This is a genomic window from Flavobacteriaceae bacterium HL-DH10 (assembly GCA_031826515.1).
GTDB lineage: Bacteria > Bacteroidota > Bacteroidia > Flavobacteriales > Flavobacteriaceae > Thalassobellus > Thalassobellus suaedae.
The window spans coordinates 4,060,551-4,076,606 of the sequence record CP134536.1 but is presented as its reverse complement, the minus strand read 5'-3'; the positions used below and the strand labels follow the sequence as shown (position 1 = coordinate 4,076,606).

Sequence of the window (16,056 nt, the reverse complement as noted above, 5' to 3'; positions counted from 1 at the left end):
ATTTATGTCTAGACTTATTTTAATACTAATGTTTTCATTGTCTCTTCAATTATTTTTTGCACAAAATAATGCAAATGAATGGGAGAACCCATCTGTAATTGACCGTAATAAGGAAATAGGAAGAGCATCTTTTGTGTTGTATGACGATGAAGCATCTGCAATAACAGGTTCCCCTAAAAGGTCAAGTCTATATCAAAGTTTAAATGGTACATGGAAATTTAGTATTGTTAAAAATCCTGCCGATAGACCTTTAAATTTTCATGAATCTAATTTAGATGATTCTAATTGGAATACAATAGATGTGCCTTCTAATTGGGAGTTACAAGGTTTTGATACTCCAATTTATACAAATATTGTATATCCATTTCCTAAAAACCCGCCCTTTATAGATGGAGATTATAATCCTGTAGGTAGTTACAGAACAACATTTGAGGTTTCCGATACATGGAAAAACAAAGAAGTTATTTTACATTTTGGCTCAATTTCTGGTTATGCTAGAATATTTTTAAATGGTCAAGAAATTGGCATGACAAAAGCATCTAAAACTGCTGCGGAGTTTGATATCACCAAGTATTTAAATGAAGGAGATAATGTTTTGGCTGTGCAGGTGTTTCGTTGGCACGACGGAAGCTATTTAGAAGATCAGGATTTCTGGCGTTTAAGTGGTATCGAGCGTGATGTGTATTTACAGGCGATGCCAAAAACCACCATTTGGGATTATTTTGCTCAGGCTAATTTAGATGATACTTACACAAACGGACTTTTTAATGTTGATATCGATTTAAGACAATTCAAAAAGAAACCTTCTAAAAATCAAGTAGCGTCTATCGTTTTACAGGATGCAAATGGAAACGCGGTGTATTCTGAATCTAAGAAAGTTGATGCCTCAACCAGTCAGGTTAATTTTTCAGCTACAATAAATAATATAGAGAAATGGAGTGCAGAATCACCGTATTTATATCGCTACATCATCAAATTATTCGATAAGAAAAATACCCAGGTAATTTCTAAGAAAATTGGTTTCAGAAAAGTAGAGATAAAAGAAGCTCAGTTAATGGTAAACGGACAGCCTTTAATGGTTAATGGTGTAAACCTTCATGAGCATGATGGTATTAAAGGTCACGCACCTGATAGAGAAACCATGCTTCTGGATATGAAAGTGATGAAGCAAAATAATATCAACGCGATTCGTATGAGTCATTATCCACATGATCCTTATTTATATGAACTTGCTGATGAATATGGATTTTATATTGTAGATGAAGCCAATATCGAAACCCATGCAATGGGAGCTGAAAAACAAGGCAGGTTCGATAAAGAAAAACATCCAGCCTATTTACCAGAATGGGCTCCTGCACATTTAGATCGAATAAAGCGCATGTTAGAGCAGGATAAAAATGCAACCTCAATCATTTTGTGGTCTATGGGCAACGAATGTGGTAACGGTCCTGTGTTTTATGACGCTTACGATTGGATTAAAGAACGTGATAAAACCCGCTATGTAACTTTTGAGCAGGCTAATGAAAATAGAAATACAGATATTGTAGCACCAATGTATCCAGGAATAGGAACAATGAAGGCATACGCTGAGTCCAATAAAACCCGTCCATTCATTATGTGTGAGTATTCACATGCTATGGGTAATAGTAATGGAAACTTTCAGGAATACCGCGACATTATGAATACCAGTAAAAAAATGCAAGGTGGTTTCATCTGGGATTGGGTAGACCAAGGCTTGAAAACAGAAACTGAAGATGGCAGAATGTTTTGGGCTTATGGAGGTGATTTAGGGGGCGAAAACTTACAACACGACCAAAATTTTTGTGCTAACGGGTTGGTGTCAGCCGATAGAACACCACATCCAGCACTAGAGGAAGTTAAAAAAGTATTTCAAAATATTTCATTTAAGCTTTTAGAAAATAAAAAAATAGAGATAACAAATGAATATAATTTCACTAATTTATCAGCATATAAATTCAAATGGGTGCTTAAAGCTAATGGTAAAGTAGTTAAAGAAGAAGTCTTTGAAATTTCAGCAAAACCAAATGAATCTAAAGATGTGATTCTAAACCTGCCTTTGTTAGATGGTGACAAGGAATATTATTTAGATGTTTATGGTTACACTAAACATGAGGCGCCTTTAGTTTCTGCAAATCATGAAATAGCCAGAGAGCAATTTAAAATAGGGAATCATTCATATTTTGAAAATAAAGTAACTCATAATGGTGAATTAAAATATTCTGTAAAGGACAAAGTATTGTCTTTCTTAAGCGGAGCTGTTCAAGGCGCATTAGATTTGAGTACGGGTAAATTAATTCAGTATTCGTTTGCTAAAAGTGATATAAAAACGATAACAAACTTTCCTGAACCTTATTTTTGGAGAGCGCCAACCGATAACGATTATGGAAACAAAATGCCAGAGCGTTTAGGAGATTGGAAATTAGCACATCAAGATTTAAAAGTTAAGAATGTAGAAGTTGGAAAACAGAATGCACAAGGACTTCCTGTTAAAGTAGAATTTACAATCAAAAAATTAGATATTCCTTATACTGTAGATTATTTAATTCAAAATGATGGTTCTCTAAAAATTACGGCCAGTATTGATATGGAAGGTAAAGAATTACCAGAATTACCAAGATTTGGTATGCGTATGGTGTTAGATGGAAATTTCGATAATTTATCATATTACGGAAGAGGTCCTTGGGAAAATTATTCAGATAGAAATACATCGTCATTTTTAGGCATATACAAAGATAAAGTTGAGAATCAATACACCTGGGAATATATTCGCCCGCAAGAAGCTGGATATAAAACAGATGTACGTTGGTTAACCTTAAAAGATAAAAATAATAAAGGTATTGAAATTGTTGGAGAGCAGCAATTAGGTTTTAGTGCTTTACAAATGTCAACCGAGAGCTTAGATGGTGGTGCAACTAAATCTCAAAAACATCCTACCGATATTGTAGTAGAAAAAGAAAAAATTTACTTGCATTTAGATTTAAAACAACGAGGCGTTGGCGGTGATAACAGTTGGGGTGCATATCCACATGAACCATACCGTTTACATGACAATAAATATTCATACAGTTACAGTATTAAACTGATAAATGATTAGAGTGAAAATAATATATATTCAACTATAATTAACAAACTAATAAAACTAAAATATATGACCTGAGACCAACTTAAAAACCAAAGTATTGCAATATTATTTCCAAAACCAAGAAAAAAATATTCAACCTTAATTTAACAAACTAATAAAACTAATAAAACTAGAAAAACTAAAAAAAAACTAAAAAAATATGACCTGAGACCAACTTTAAAACCAAAAACATTGCAATATTATTTCCAATAACCAGGAAAAAAATATTCAAAAATTAACTAACAAAACAAACTAAATATGATGAAATTAATCAAAATGAGAAAAGTATTCTTTTCTTGTCCTGAATTTGATTTTAAATTTAAATTGATCATACTGTTACTATGTATTACAGTATTTCAAGTTCAAGCAAAGGAAGAAAAAGTAACGGATTTTAGAAATGAAATCCAAAAGCGAACCATTACAGGTGTAGTTAAAGATAACCAAGGGGTGCCATTACCTGGTGCCAACGTTATTGTAAAAGGAACATCGAATGGAGTAGTAACCGATTTTGACGGTGAATTCGAGTTAAATATTGATGAATCTGCAAAAATTTTAGAGGTATCATTTATTGGATATGAAACTATAGATGTTGCAATTGGAAATAAATCAGTATTTTCAATTGTATTAAATGAAAACCAAGAAGCATTAGATGAAGTGGTTATTGTTGGTTTTGGTACCCAGAAGAAAGAAAGCTTAGTAAGTTCCATTACCACTATTTCTCCTAAAGAAATAAAAGGTCCCACCAGTAACTTAACCACAATGATGGCAGGTAGAGTACCTGGTATGATATCCTATCAACGAAGCGGAGAACCCGGAGCAGATAATTCAGATTTTTTTATTCGTGGTTTAGGGTCGTTTGGATCAGGTAAGGTTAACCCGTTAATTTTAATTGATGGTATTGAATCCAGTACTACCGATATGGCGCGACTACAACCAGATGATATTGACAGTTTCTCTGTGTTAAAAGATGCTGCTGCCGCTGCCGTTTATGGAGCACGTGGTGCCAATGGGGTAGTATTGATTAAGACTAAAAGAGGAAAAGCTGGTAAGACATCGTTTAGCCTAAGATCAGAATCGAGATTATCTTCTAATGTAAAGAATTTTAATTTTGCTGATAACATCACCTACATGCAATTGGCTAATGAAGCTGTTTTAACACGAAATCCAAAAGCGGCTCTTCCATATAATCAAAATAAAATATACAGAACATCTGTTGGTGATAATCCATTATTATACCCTAGTAATAATTGGATTGATGAATTAATTTCTGATAATACTTTTAATCAGGGCTATAATTTAAGTGCTTCTGGTGGTGGTGATAAAGCCAGATATTACGTTTCAGGTACTTATAATGTAGATAATGGTGTTTTGAATGTTGAAGGTATTAATAATTTTAATAACAATATTAAACTAAGAAATTACTCTTTAAGAAGTAATATAGATATGAACCTGACATCTACAACGACTGCAGCGGTTAATATTTATGGACAATTTGATGATTATACAGGACCAGTGGGAGGTGGTGGACGTATTTTTAATCTGGCACTTTGGTCTAACCCAGTTAAATTTCCAAAGGTATATCCGTCTAGTTTTTTACCTTTCGTAGATCATCCATTATTTGGTGGTGCTCAGGCGAGCAATAACACAGGGTCAGCAGTATTAATTAACCCGTATGCAGAAATGGTAAGAGGGTATCAAACTAGTAAGGCTTCAACCATACAAGCTCAGGTAGAACTTAAACAAGATTTGAATTTTATTACAAAAGGCTTGTCTGCAAGAGCTATGGCGTATGTTAGACGTTATTCTTTTTTCCAAGTATCAAGAGCATATAATCCATTTTATTATTCATCAACTATAAGCCCAGTAACTGGGGAACTTAATATAGATGTATTGAATGACGGTGGACAAGGAAGTGTTGGAGTTACAGGAACCGAATATCTTAATTATAGTGAAGGTGGAAAGGAATTGGATTCACGTATTTATTTAGAAGCGGCGATTAATTATAATAGAACTTTTAATGACGTTCATACTATAACAGGTATGTTAGTTAACCTAATGTCAAGTTATGAGCTAGGTAATGCTGGAAGTGTTCAAGCTTCCTTACCCAATAGGAACCATAGTTTTTCTGGTAGATTTACTTATGGGTATGACGATAGATATTTATTTGAATTCAATTTTGGTTATAATGGATCTGAGCGTTTTGCTAAAGGAAGCAGATATGGGTATTTCCCTTCTTTAGGGTTTGCATACCGTGTTTCTAATGAAGATTATTGGAGCTCTTTAAAAGATGTAGTTAGCGATTTTAAAATTCGTTTCACTCATGGTCTTGTTGGTAATGATGCCATTGGGAATGTAGATGACCGCTTCTTTTATCTATCTACTGTAAATCTTAATGATTTTAATTATAGCTCTACCTTTGGTGAACAATTTGGATATTCTAGACCAGGTGTTTTTACAGATCGTTATTCCAATTATAATATTGGTTGGGAAAAATCTGAACAAACAAACGTTGGTTTAGACTTGGAATTTTTCAATTCATTAAATATAACAGTAGATGCTTTTAAACAAAAAAGAACTAATATTCTAGAGGTACGCCAAAATATTGGAGCAACATTAGGGCTTACGGCTATACCATCTACAAATTTTGGAGAAATGAACAGTAGTGGTTTTGATGGTAATATTACTTATAATAAGTCCTTTAATGAAGACTGGTATACACAATTAAGAGCGAACTTTACTTATGCTACAAGTGAGATTTTGGTACATGATGAAGTATCCTATCCAGAAGATTTGGCCTATCGTTCTCTTGTGGGTAATAGTGCTAGTCAAGGTTATGGTTATATAGCTGAACGTTTATTTATAGATCATGAAGAAACATTGAATTCGCCAACACAGTTTGGAGATTATACAGGGGGTGATATTAAATATCGCGATGTAAATGGTGATGGCTTAATTACAGAAAATGATAGGGTGCCCATAGGCTATCCTACAGTTCCAGAAATTGTTTATGGTTTTGGAGGTACAGTGGGATATAAGGGATTTGATTTTAGTGTCTTTATGCAAGGAGCTGCGAGATCATCATTTTTTATTAATCCACAAAATATTGCACCATTTGTAATAAATGGTTCTGCTCAAAATGGCTTGTTAAAGGTTATTGCAGACAATCATTGGTCAGAAGATAATAGAGATTCTTATGCTTTTTGGCCACGATTAAGTGATCAGTTTGTAGAAAATAATAATCAGCCATCAACATGGTGGATGCGAGACGGGTCTTTTTTAAGATTAAAAACTGTTGAAGCGGGCTACAATTTCAATGAATCGTTTGTTTCTAAATTAGGAATGCAATCAGCAAGACTTTATTTTAGTGGAAATAATTTGGCTGTTTGGAGTAAGTTTAGACTTTGGGATCCAGAAATGGGAGGTAATGGTTTAGGTTACCCAATACAATCTGTCTACAATTTAGGTTTAAAAATTGATTTTTAAAAAACAAGATATGAAAACTATAAAGAAAATAATGTTAACAATGGGAATCCAGCGATATAAATTTCTGGGTGTTTCCTTAATGATTCTTAGCCTTTTTGGTTTAGAATCATGTGAAGACAGTTTTCTGGATGTTGTTCCAGATAATGTAGTAACAATTGATCAGGCATTTAATTTAAGAAACGAAGCCGAAAAGTATTTGTTTACCTGTTATGCCTATCTACCTAAAAATGGCGATGCCCTTTATAATATTGGTTTTTTGGCAGGTAACGAAACATGGATACCTCCAAATGATGCTGCCTTAAATAGTAATGCTTTTGATATTGCTAGAGGTTTGCAAAGAACGTCAAACCCTTACATGGATGCATGGGAAGGACGCTATCAAGGTGCCGGACCAGGCGATTTGTACCCAATGTATGATGGTATAAGACACTGTAATATTCTTATTGAAGCTATGGAAGATCGTAGCAATGTTCCAGATATTAATGAAGCAGAAAGATTAAGATGGATAGCAGAGGCTAAATTCTTAAAAGCCTATTATCACTACTACCTAATGCGTATGTATGGGCCAATCCCAATTATCAAGGAGGTAATCCCAGTAGATGCACCAGAAAGAGAATTACAAGTAGCTAGAGAGCCCATTGATGAAAGTGTAGATTATTTAGTATTATTACTAGATGAAGCTGCAGCACATCTTCCTCCTCAAATTGTAGATACTCAAAATGAATTAGGAAGAGTAACAAGACAGGTTGCGTTGGGTATTAAAGGAGAATTGTTGTTAATGGCTGCCAGCCCTTTGTTCAATGGTAATTCAGATATGGCAGGTTTTACCAATAATGATGGTACTGTATTGTTTAATACAACTTATGATGAATCAAAATGGCAAAGAGCTGCAGATGCTCTTAAAACAGCTATTGATGTTGCAGAAGCAAATGGACATAAAATTTACTATAAAAATGATTTTACATTTGATGTATCACAGACCTCTAAAACGAAAATTAACATTAGACAAGCGATATGCGAGCCATTTAATGATGAAGTAATCTGGTCCAATACAAATAGTCGTACCTATTGGTTACAAAGGACATGTATGATGCCTTTATCTAATGTTGTTCCAGCAAGGGAAGCCAGAATGATATTTTCACCAACAATTGGATCTGCTTCAAAGTTTTATACAATAAATGGTGTACCTATAGAAGAGGATAAAACATTGGATTTTTCAGATATTACTAAAATTAGAGAATCTGGTCCTGAAGATGCACTTAATATATTGGAAGGCTATAGAACATCCATTTTAAATTTTGATAGAGAACCTCGTTTTTATGCTGATTTAGGTTTTGATGGTGCTATTTTTTATAAGCAGGATAGTAATGCCGATGAGACAAAATTCCATATTGAGTCAAAGTTCCAAGATTATGCGGGTAGTTTTGATGCATTCGATTTTAATATCTCTGGATATTTTATTAAGAAAGTGGTAAACTGGGAATATAATTTCAATAGTGATGGTGGTGGATCATATAAAGAGTATGCTTGGCCAGAATTACGATTGGCAGATTTGTATTTAATGTATGCCGAAGCTCTTAACGAAGTATCTGGTCCAACAACAGAAGTTTTACAATATGTTGATGCCATTCGTACCCGTGCAGGATTGGAAGGTGTTGCTACATCATGGCAAAATTACTCTTTGAACCCAAGTAAATACACAACAAAAATTGGTATGAGGGAAATAATTCATAGAGAACGTACTATAGAGTTAGCCTATGAAGGTAAAAACTTTTGGGATATTAAACGCTGGAAAAAAGGTACAAGGGAGTTTAACCAAGCTGTAAAAGGGTGGAATGTATTTGGAACAAAAGAAGCTTCTTATTACCAAGTATTAACTTTATACCAACAAAGGTTTGTAGCTCCAAGAGACTATTTTTGGCCAATTTATGATATAACATTAATTCAAAACCCTAATCTGGTTCAAAGCCCAGGTTGGTAAAAAATATAATTATTATGAAACGAAAATTAATAAAATCCTCATGGATTATCGTATGGTCTCTTTTAGTAGCTATGTTTAGTTGCGAAGAAGAACAAGGGCCAGCACCTCTAGAGAATAACACAAACCCTCCGGGAATAGTGGAAAATGTTTCTATAGAAAATTTACCAGGTAAAGTTAGACTTGAATACGCGCTACCTGATGATAAAGATTTACTGTACGTAGTTGCAAGATATACTTTAGAAAACGGAACTTCAATGGAGGTGAAAGCCTCTTATTATCAGAATTCTATGGAGTTAGAAGGGTTTACAGGACTTTCTGAAAAGGAGGTGAATATTTATGCTGTAAATCGAAGTGAAACAGAATCGGATCCAGTTACTGTTACTGTAGCTCCTTTAGAAGCACCTATTTTTGCTATTTTTAGATCTATAGGTACAAGTCCAGACTTTGGTGGTATCCGAATTGAAGCAGAAAACCCAACAGAAGAGGATATTGCTTTACTGGTAATGCAAAAAAACATTCAAGGTGATTGGGAACCTGATTCAAGAAGTATATATACTTCAGTAAGTGAGATAGGTCAAAGTCTTAGAGGGTTTGATACTATTCCTCAAAATTTTGCTTTGCTAGTTCGGGATAGATGGTTAAACGTAACGGATACTTTATTTACTCAAATAAAACCACTTTATGAGGCGATAATTCCAAGGGGAGGAATGAACCCAATTACTTTACCAAATGATGCCGAATTAATTGCTTCGCATACAGAGGTGAGAGATTTGTTTAATGGAGGTACCTTGGATTGGAGTGACACCTATTTTACAAGTAGAACAATAGATGTTGGTCCTCATTTGGTAACATGGGATATTGGTCGTACAACTAAATTAAGTCGTTTGCATATATGGCAGTTTTCAGAGCCTATTGGTGGACAGAGATTATACTATTATTTAGGTGCTATGAGAAAATTTAGAATATGGGGAGCAAATGAACTTAATGATGGTGATTTATCTGGATGGACTTTGATGGGAGAATATGAAGTTATAAAGCCTTCAGGCTTACCTTATGCACAAGAGGATAATAATGATTTAGTAGCAGCTCAAGATGGTGCAGACTATGAAATTAGTATAGATAAACCAGCAGTTCGATATCTTAGAATAGAATGTTTAGAAAATTGGGCAGGTGGAGAATACATGGCTGTATCTGAAGTTGAAGTATATGGAAATCCGAATTTATAAAAAATGAAGAAGATGAAAAAATTAAGTAAAATAATAGCAGCATGTTTTAGTGTTGCATTAATTTTGGGAATTTATTCTTGTACCAGTGATACTGAGTATCTAAAATTTACTCAAGATGGAGAAGTTTTATATACAGGAGCTATTGATTCATTGACAATATTTCCAGGAAAAAATCGTGTTAAAGTGCAAGGACTTATTATTGGAGATCCTAAAGTAACTGAAGTTCGTGTATATTGGAATTCGAATAAAGATTCCATCTCAATACCAGTAAACAGAACGTCTAATATAGATGAAGTTTCAACTATTATTGATGGTCTTGAGGAAAATATCTTCAATTTTGTTGTTAGAACTTTTGACTCAGAAGGTAATAGTTCCATACCAATTTCTAAAACGGCTGAAGTTTATGGAGACAGGTATATAGCTTCTTTATTTAACAGGCCTTTAATTAATAACGTTTTAGTTGGGAATGAACTTACTATAAATTTAGCTGAAATGGATTTAAATTCTGGCGTTGTCGGATCTGAAGTTGAGTATACAAATACTTCTGGTGAACTAACAACTATTTTTGTAGATATTTCAGAATCTAGTTTGTTTATTTCAGATTATATGGAGGAGTCTTCTTACCGCTACCGTACCGCATTTATCCCAGTTGAAGAGGCTATAGATAACTTTTTCACCGATTTTGAAGCCATTACACCTGTGCCAACTCCAATTTTAGGAAATGCAGCGGTTCCGTTTCAAGCATCAGCCACTTCTGGTAGATGGGGAATTTTAGCAGAACCTTGGATAACAAACGATGCAGCCAAAAATCATAGTGGCTATGGTGGCTGGGATGAATGGAATGGTAATATCTTTAATTTAGAATCGGGCTGGGGTTCTCCAGAAATTACTAATGGTAAAATTTATCAGGTAGTAAATGCTCAACCAGCCACATTTCAGTTAAAGGTTACATTGCGAGATACAAATCATGATGCAACCGATGAAGGAGGAGCCTATTTCGTAATAGTAAAAGGTAATGGTGGTTTACCAGATGTCGAAAATTTAGATGCTGCTCCAGAGGTTTTAGCTTATAAAAGAATACTAAAAACATCCTCTGTTAATTACGTAGTGGAATTTAGTTTAGATGAAATCTCAGATATTTCAGTTGGATTGGTAACTATTCAGGCTTCTGGCGATCCTGGACGTTATTGCAATATTATTTCTTGGGAAATAGTAGTTGCAAATTAGTTAGAGTTTAAAAACTTATATAGAAAGAGAAGAGGATTTGTCATCTTCTTCTCTTTTCATTTCAACTCTATTTAAAAATCTAGAATGCATTTATTGAAATTTAAAATGTTGACCCCGTTTGCGCTTTTGTTTATAATTTTTATGACTTTTTCTAAAACAGATAATTTTGTAAAACTTGATGTTGCAAAACTAAACCCAATTAAAACATTAATATCCTTTGTTGAAAATGATAGTATAAAACCTATTGTATATTTAGATTCAACAAGTTTTGATACGCAAGAAAATTTTGAAGCACATTGGAACATGTTTTACCCATGGGGAACAGATCACAATGGATCTGCTCGAATGCATAAAGAAAATATTATCCTTGAAGAAAACGGTATATTAAAAATAAAGGCAGAATATACTAATCAGGTTTCTGAAGGCAAGAGTAGTTCAGACCCACATTTGCCTATTACATTTCACTCTGGTGCCGTTCATTTTAATAAACAGATTAGGGTGACAAAAGATTTATCATGTTGGACAATTAGTGGAGACTTTAAGGCTCCAACGGTTAATGGTTCTTGGCCAGCATTTTGGATTACTGGAGCATCGAATTGGCCTCCAGAAATTGATATTTTAGAATTTAAAGGTACAACTAAAACTTTACAAAATACAGTTACAGGACGTGATTGGAATCATACAGAATGGACCACTGTAAGAACAGATATTCCAGATGCGGCAACCCAATGGCATAACTACAAACTCCATTTAATTCGTTTAGATGATGTCAATTTATTAGTAAAAATGTATATAGATGGGCAGCTAAAATCTAATGAAATAAAAGATTTTACAAACAAACCCTTTTGGCTCATTATTAATATGCAAATGGAAGGAGCTAGTGGTAAAACAAATAATAATTCAATCGTAAGAACGACACCACAATATTTCCAAGCTAAAAATATTTATGTTGCAGCAAAACCTAATAAATAATACTTTTAATTATAAAAATATGAAAATAAACAGTATTTGTAAGAACTTATTTATGTTTTTAATACTTGTTTTGTTCTCATGCGCTTCAGTGAGTACAATAATAGATTCTGTTGATGAAGAATCAAAATCAGTAGTAGAGCTACAAACTTATGAAACAGAGAGTATTGGAGTTTTTTAAGCTTCCATTTGTGGGAAATTTTTAAATAATGGAGGTAGTAGCGTTCAAGTAAGAAGTGTTTGTTACGGTATAAATGAAAATCTAACTTACTACGATTCCAAAAATAATGCTAGTGTTGTAAAAGGATCTGAAGATTTTATGGTTGATTTGTCTAACTTCGAATCAGGTCAGGTTTATTATGCAAAAGCATTTGCCCTTAATGAAAAAGGAATTGGATATGGAAATGAAATAAGTTTTACAATATCAAGTATTAATCCACCAATTGTACAAATTGGATACACAAAGTTGGTTGGTGTACATGATATTTTGCTAGAAGATAAGACAAAGGAAGCTGATAAAAAATCAGTGAATTAGGAATTGTGTATAGTACGTCAAGTAACTCAACTATTGAGAGTGATCAAATAGTTAGAGATGGAATTCAATATAAGAACCTAAAATAGAAGCCATACATCAAAAAAATAGAATTAATGTAAAATAGTATCTGTAATAATCTTTATATTTGATAAGTGTTATTTGTACGCTTATAAAGTGGATTTTTCATTTTTTGCAGTAAATGTTAAAACAAGTAGTAATTCACCATACCCAAAAAACCAAACAATAATAACTATAAATATTTAAAAATGAAACTAATAAATTCAGGATATAGACTTATTTTAATATGCTTTACAGTAGCAACTTTGTTTTCTTGTAAAAAAGAAGATAAATACACCAATTATTTGTTTGCTTATTTTACAGGGAATGATGGCGATGAAGAAGCTATACGTTATGCTTTAAGTAGCGATGGGTATAATTATCACGCCCTTAACAATAATAAACCAATAATAGACTCCAAACAAATAAGCTCATCAGGAGGTGTTCGTGACCCACACATTTTACGAGGAAATGACGGAAAAACATTTTACATGGTCGTAACCGATATGGTTTCAGCTAACGGCTGGAGTTCTAATAGAGCTATGGTGTTAATGAAATCTACCGATTTGATTAACTGGACCTCTTCAGTAATTAATATACCTCAAACCTATCCATCAGATTTTGGTGATGTTGTGCGTGTTTGGGCACCACAAACTATTTATGATAAAGTCACTGGAAAATATATGATTTATTGGTCTATGTTAGGTGATAAAGGACCAGATATAATATATTATGCTTATGCTAATAAAGATTTTACAGGTTTAGAAGCGAAACCAAAGCAATTGTTTTATAGTCCTAGTAATAGTGCTTGTATAGATGGCGATATCATCTATAATAATGGGAAATATCATTTATTTTTTAAAAATGAAAGCCATGGTGGCGGTATAAGAAAAGCGGTTTCAGATAAGTTAACTGAAGGCTATGTGCAGCAGGATGGATTTTTCGATCAGACAGATGAAGCTGTAGAGGGTTCTGGGATTTTTAAACTGATTGATTCTGATGAATACATCTTAATGTACGATATGTATATGAAAGGAAAATATCAGTTTACAAAAACTAAAGATTTACAAAATTTCACAGTCGTTGATGATGCCATTTCAATGAATTTTCATCCACGTCACGGAACGGTAATTCGTATTACAGATAAAGAGAAAGATGCTTTACTAAAGCAATGGGGAACTTTAGACAAAAGTGCTTTTACAAGTTTTAAAGGAGAAGGAATTAGAAAGAATAATATAGATATTAACGATGAAGAAGGAACGATTTATATTCCTGTAATATTGGGAACAGATGTTACAAATTTAGATTTGAATATTGAAACCACTCCATGGGTTAATGCATTAACAAAAGGTCCACAGGATTTTTCAAACGGGTCTGTAGATTATACCATTGAAACTGCAGGCAAACAAAAAATATATAAGGTTTCAGTTCATGAAGATAATAACCCTGTGTTGAGTGGATTTTATGCCGATCCAGAAATTATCTATTCTCATAAAACCAACAAATATTATATCTATCCAACAAGTGATGGGTTTACAGGTTGGTCTGGCACCTATTTTAAAACATTTTCATCTCCAGATTTAGTAAATTGGACAGATGAAGGTGTTATCTTAGACTTAAAAAAAGATGTTAGTTGGGCCGATAGACATGCATGGGCACCCTGTGCTATTGAGAAGAAAATAAACGGAGAGTATAAATATTTTTATTATTTCACTGCGGCTCAAAAAATTGGAGTTGCAGTAGCCGATAACCCAACAGGGCCATTTCTAGATTCAGGGAAGCCATTAATAGCAGAACGACCTGAAGGTACTAGGGGTGGACAAGAAATTGATCCGGATATATTCAGCGATCCAGTTTCTGGTAAGAATTATTTGTATTGGGGTAATGGTCATATGGCTTGTGTAGAATTAAATGATGATATGATATCTATTAAAGAAAATTCATTAACCTTATTTAATCCGGGAAGTACTTTTAGAGAAGGAACCGAAGTGTTTTATAGAAAAGGAACCTATTACTTCTTATGGTCTGAAGACGATACTAGGAGCCCTAATTACCGTGTAAGATATGCGACTTCTGATTCTCCACTTGGACCTTTAAATATTCCTGACAATAATTTGATTTTAGAAAAAAGACCAGAAAAAGGAATTTACGGAACTGGACATAATAGTGTGATTCAAACCCCAGGTATAGATATTTGGCACATGGTTTACCACAGATTCAATCGTCCTAAAGGTATTACTATGGGTAGAGCAGCTGGTTTTAATCGAGAGGTTTGTATAGATAAGTTAGAGTTTAATGAAGATGGAAGCATCAAACCAGTAGAACCAACCATTTCAGGAATCACATCATTAAAATAAAACAGATACCAATGCGTAAATATATTTTAGGTTTAGTTGTAATCGTAACATTAGGTGTTTTTTTGAGTTGTAAATCAACAAAAACCGAAACAACAGAAGACAATGAATTGAGTGCTTATATTATGGTGTATTTCAAGGATGATGACCATAGTTTACATATGGCATTAAGTACCGACGGTTATAGTTTTACCGATATAAATAAAGGGAATGCTATAGTAGCGGGAGACACCATTGCAAGTCAGAAAGGAATTCGTGATCCGCATATTTCTCGTGGTCCCGATGGAGCGTTTTATGTGGTAATGACCGACCTTCATATTTTTGGAAAAGAAAAAGGATATCGTGACACCCAGTGGGAACGTCCAGGAGAACAATACGATTGGGGTAATAATCGCGGATTTGTACTCATGAAATCTTACGATTTAATTCATTGGACTCACAGTAACTTTTTATTTGATGAAGCCTTTGAAGGGTATGAAAACATAGGTTGCGCATGGGCACCACAAACTATTTATGACCCTAAAGAAAAGAAAATGATGGTATATTTTACCATGCGCATGAATCACGGATTGACGAAGTTGTATTACGCTTATGCAAATGAAGATTTTACAGCTTTAATTTCAGAGCCGAAGCTATTATTTGAATATCCTGATGAAAACATTCAGGTTTTAGATGCCGATATTTCCCAGATGCCAGACGGTCGCTATTGTATGACTTATGTGGCGCAGGAACGTCCTATTGGTATTAAAACGGCATTTTCTAATAACATAAATAAGGGGTATGAATATAACCCTGAATGGATCGATCAAGAACCAGGATCTTGTGAAGCACCAAATGTATGGAAACGAATTGACAGCGATACTTGGGTGCTGATGTACGATATATACAGTATAAATCCGCACAATTTTGGTTTCGTGGAAACTACCGATTTTAAAACCTTTAAAAATTTAGGACACTTTAATGAGGGCTTGATGAAAACAACCAATTTTACATCACCTAAACATGGTGCCATTATTTCAATAACAAAAAAGGAAGCTTCACTATTGGCGAAACATTGGGGAATATCTTTATCATTGTAAAAA

General features: G+C 33.7%; 9 protein-coding genes. All 9 read left to right on the top strand.

Annotated elements, in window-relative coordinates:
* Positions 1 to 4: 4 nt before the first annotated feature.
* The 9 genes from RHP49_17240 (at position 5) to RHP49_17200 (ending at position 16,053) form a co-directional block, all read left to right on the top strand.
* On the top strand, positions 5 to 3,115 hold the full coding sequence (locus tag RHP49_17240) for a glycoside hydrolase family 2 TIM barrel-domain containing protein (protein ID WNH12620.1): 3,111 nt from the start codon (positions 5 to 7) through the stop codon (positions 3,113 to 3,115).
* Positions 3,116 to 3,400: 285 nt separating this feature from the next.
* Positions 3,401 to 6,625, top strand: coding sequence for a TonB-dependent receptor (locus tag RHP49_17235; GenBank protein ID WNH12619.1), 3,225 nt, complete (start codon positions 3,401 to 3,403; stop codon positions 6,623 to 6,625).
* A 10-nt stretch (positions 6,626 to 6,635) separates the two neighbouring features.
* On the top strand, positions 6,636 to 8,606 hold the full coding sequence (locus tag RHP49_17230) for a RagB/SusD family nutrient uptake outer membrane protein (protein ID WNH12618.1): 1,971 nt from the start codon (positions 6,636 to 6,638) through the stop codon (positions 8,604 to 8,606).
* Positions 8,607 to 8,620: 14 nt separating this feature from the next.
* Entirely contained in the window at positions 8,621 to 9,832 is a 1,212-nt protein-coding gene (locus RHP49_17225) for a DUF4959 domain-containing protein (GenBank protein WNH12617.1), read from the top strand.
* Between the two features lie 12 nt (positions 9,833 to 9,844).
* Positions 9,845 to 11,059: a DUF4998 domain-containing protein gene (locus RHP49_17220; protein WNH12616.1), complete on the top strand. Its 1,215-nt coding sequence runs from the start codon at positions 9,845 to 9,847 to the stop codon at positions 11,057 to 11,059.
* Between the two features lie 141 nt (positions 11,060 to 11,200).
* Complete coding sequence (locus RHP49_17215; protein ID WNH12615.1) at positions 11,201 to 12,031, top strand: family 16 glycosylhydrolase; 831 nt, start codon at positions 11,201 to 11,203, stop codon at positions 12,029 to 12,031.
* 316 nt (positions 12,032 to 12,347) lie between these two features.
* Positions 12,348 to 12,563: a hypothetical protein gene (locus tag RHP49_17210; protein WNH12614.1), complete on the top strand. Its 216-nt coding sequence runs from the start codon at positions 12,348 to 12,350 to the stop codon at positions 12,561 to 12,563.
* A 266-nt stretch (positions 12,564 to 12,829) separates the two neighbouring features.
* Complete coding sequence (locus RHP49_17205; protein ID WNH12613.1) at positions 12,830 to 14,977, top strand: family 43 glycosylhydrolase; 2,148 nt, start codon at positions 12,830 to 12,832, stop codon at positions 14,975 to 14,977.
* An 11-nt stretch (positions 14,978 to 14,988) separates the two neighbouring features.
* On the top strand, positions 14,989 to 16,053 hold the full coding sequence (locus tag RHP49_17200; GenBank protein WNH12612.1) for a glycoside hydrolase family 43 protein: 1,065 nt from the start codon (positions 14,989 to 14,991) through the stop codon (positions 16,051 to 16,053).
* Positions 16,054 to 16,056: the final 3 nt, after the last annotated feature.